Raw genomic sequence first — 1,810 nt, 5'->3', positions numbered from 1 at the left:
ATTCTTTTCCAAAACGGTGGATATAAATCCACCGTTTTTTTGATGCTGTTTTATCTGCTTTTTTATTTAAGAAAAAAGGGGATGAATGCTAGAGAAATAACGACTTGCAACTTTCCCTTTTTAAAAAAGTTGGCAAAAGGACTTGAAATTTGGGCTGAATAAGATATACTAGTATTTGTGCTTACGGCACAAGCCACAAAATATTATGGAGGATTAGCTCAGCTGGGAGAGCATCTGCCTTACAAGCAGGAGGTCACAGGTTCGAGCCCTGTATCCTCCATCGAGTCGTTAGCTCAGTCGGTAGAGCATCTGACTTTTAATCAGAGGGTCGAGGGTTCAAGTCCCTCACGACTCATGGCCCTGATCTGCGGGTGTGGCGGAATTGGCAGACGCGCTAGATTTAGGTTCTAGTGTTTTCGGACGTGTGGGTTCAAGTCCCACCACCCGTATTTGAATATCTTTGCCGATTTAGCTCAGTTGGTAGAGCATCTGTCTTGTAAACAGGGGGTCGTACGTTCAAGTCGTATAATCGGCATCATGCGGAAGTAGTTCAGTGGTAGAACATCACCTTGCCATGGTGGGGGTCGCGGGTTCGAATCCCGTCTTCCGCTTTTTACCAAATATGCCGGAGTGGCGGAATTGGCAGACGCACAGGACTTAAAATCCTGCGGTTGGTTTCAACCGTACCGGTTCGACCCCGGTCTTCGGCATTATATTTGCACCCATAGCGCAACTGGATAGAGTGTTTGACTACGAATCAAAAGGTTGTAGGTTCGACTCCTACTGGGTGCATGGTTGCGGGAAGTGGCTCAGTTTGGTAGAGCACCTGGTTTGGGACCAGGGGGTCGCAGGTTCAAATCCTGTCTTCCCGATTTGCATGTTAATATATCCATGTTAATGCAACATGGCGGTGTAGCTCAGCTGGCTAGAGCGTCCGGTTCATACCCGGGAGGTCGAGGGTTCGATCCCCCCCGCCGCTATTAGACCTGCTTGGACCTTTAGCTCAGTCGGTTAGAGCAGACGGCTCATAACCGTCCTGTCGTAGGTTCGAGTCCTACAAGGTCCATTTTTTATTTTAATATCGCGGGATGGAGCAGTCTGGTAGCTCGTCGGGCTCATAACCCGAAGGTCGTTGGTTCAAATCCGGCTCCCGCAATCGGCTCGGTAGCTCAGTTGGTAGAGCAAAGGATTGAAGCTCCTTGTGTCGGCGGTTCGATTCCGTCCCGCGCCATGGAAAACCGAATAGATGCGGGTATAGTTTAGTGGTAAAACCACAGCCTTCCAAGCTGTTGTCGCGAGTTCGATTCTCGTTACCCGCTTATGGGCCTGTAGCTCAGCTGGTTAGAGCGCACGCTTGATAAGCGTGAGGTCGATGGTTCAAGTCCATCCAGGCCCATTGGAGTAGTACTCAAGTGGCTGAAGAGGCGCCCTTGCTAAGGGTGTAGGTCGGGAAACTGGCGCCAGAGTTCGAATCTCTGCTACTCCGCCTGATGAAAGAGCTGATTTTCAGCTCTTTTTTGTTTGCTCGGCAGTCAGTCTTTCTGTTTTTTCTTATATTTAAAGGCTTATAGCAGGGGAGAGAAAGAGATCAAGAAAAAAGTAAAGTTTTTGTCAAAAAAGACTTGTCAAAGGGCCTATTTTTCGGTATTCTATTATTTGTTGACGCGCGAGCGTCGGTCAAGGCAACTAACAAGTTTAGTAAAAAGCTCTTGACAAACAATTAACAATCAAGTATCATTTTAAGAGTGCTTGTGACGGCCCGTTGGTCAAGTGGTTAAGACACCGCCCTTTCACGGCGGTAACATGAGTT

The 1,810-nt window shown here is 48.0% G+C and carries 15 tRNA genes; all 15 read left to right on the top strand.

The window, feature by feature from the left end:
• Positions 1-207: 207 nt before the first annotated feature.
• The 15 genes from ACI4WN_RS05115 (at position 208) to ACI4WN_RS05045 (ending at position 1,486) form a co-directional block, all read left to right on the top strand.
• Positions 208-280: transfer RNA gene (locus ACI4WN_RS05115), tRNA-Val, on the top strand.
• Positions 281-282: 2 nt separating this feature from the next.
• Positions 283-355 (top strand) — tRNA-Lys (locus ACI4WN_RS05110).
• 12 nt (positions 356-367) lie between these two features.
• Positions 368-449, top strand: a tRNA-Leu gene (locus tag ACI4WN_RS05105).
• A 13-nt stretch (positions 450-462) separates the two neighbouring features.
• Positions 463-535 (top strand) — tRNA-Thr (locus ACI4WN_RS05100).
• Between the two features lie 4 nt (positions 536-539).
• Positions 540-611: transfer RNA gene (locus tag ACI4WN_RS05095), tRNA-Gly, on the top strand.
• Positions 612-624: 13 nt separating this feature from the next.
• Positions 625-710 (top strand) — tRNA-Leu (locus ACI4WN_RS05090).
• Between the two features lie 8 nt (positions 711-718).
• Positions 719-792 (top strand) — tRNA-Arg (locus ACI4WN_RS05085).
• Positions 793-798: 6 nt separating this feature from the next.
• A tRNA-Pro gene (locus ACI4WN_RS05080) sits at positions 799-872 on the top strand.
• A 34-nt stretch (positions 873-906) separates the two neighbouring features.
• A tRNA-Met gene (locus ACI4WN_RS05075) sits at positions 907-980 on the top strand.
• Positions 981-992: 12 nt separating this feature from the next.
• Positions 993-1,066, top strand: a tRNA-Ile gene (locus ACI4WN_RS05070).
• 16 nt (positions 1,067-1,082) lie between these two features.
• Positions 1,083-1,156, top strand: a tRNA-Met gene (locus ACI4WN_RS05065).
• Positions 1,157-1,158: 2 nt separating this feature from the next.
• Positions 1,159-1,231: transfer RNA gene (locus ACI4WN_RS05060), tRNA-Phe, on the top strand.
• Positions 1,232-1,248: 17 nt separating this feature from the next.
• Positions 1,249-1,319, top strand: a tRNA-Gly gene (locus ACI4WN_RS05055).
• A 3-nt stretch (positions 1,320-1,322) separates the two neighbouring features.
• A tRNA-Ile gene (locus ACI4WN_RS05050) sits at positions 1,323-1,396 on the top strand.
• A gap of 2 nt (positions 1,397-1,398) precedes the next feature.
• Positions 1,399-1,486 (top strand) — tRNA-Ser (locus tag ACI4WN_RS05045).
• Positions 1,487-1,810 lie beyond the last annotated feature (324 nt).

The sequence above is a fragment of the Lactobacillus sp. genome (assembly GCF_051893255.1).
Taxonomy (GTDB): Bacteria; Bacillota; Bacilli; order Lactobacillales; family Lactobacillaceae; genus Lactobacillus.
This window is presented reverse-complemented; position numbering and strand designations above follow the sequence as displayed.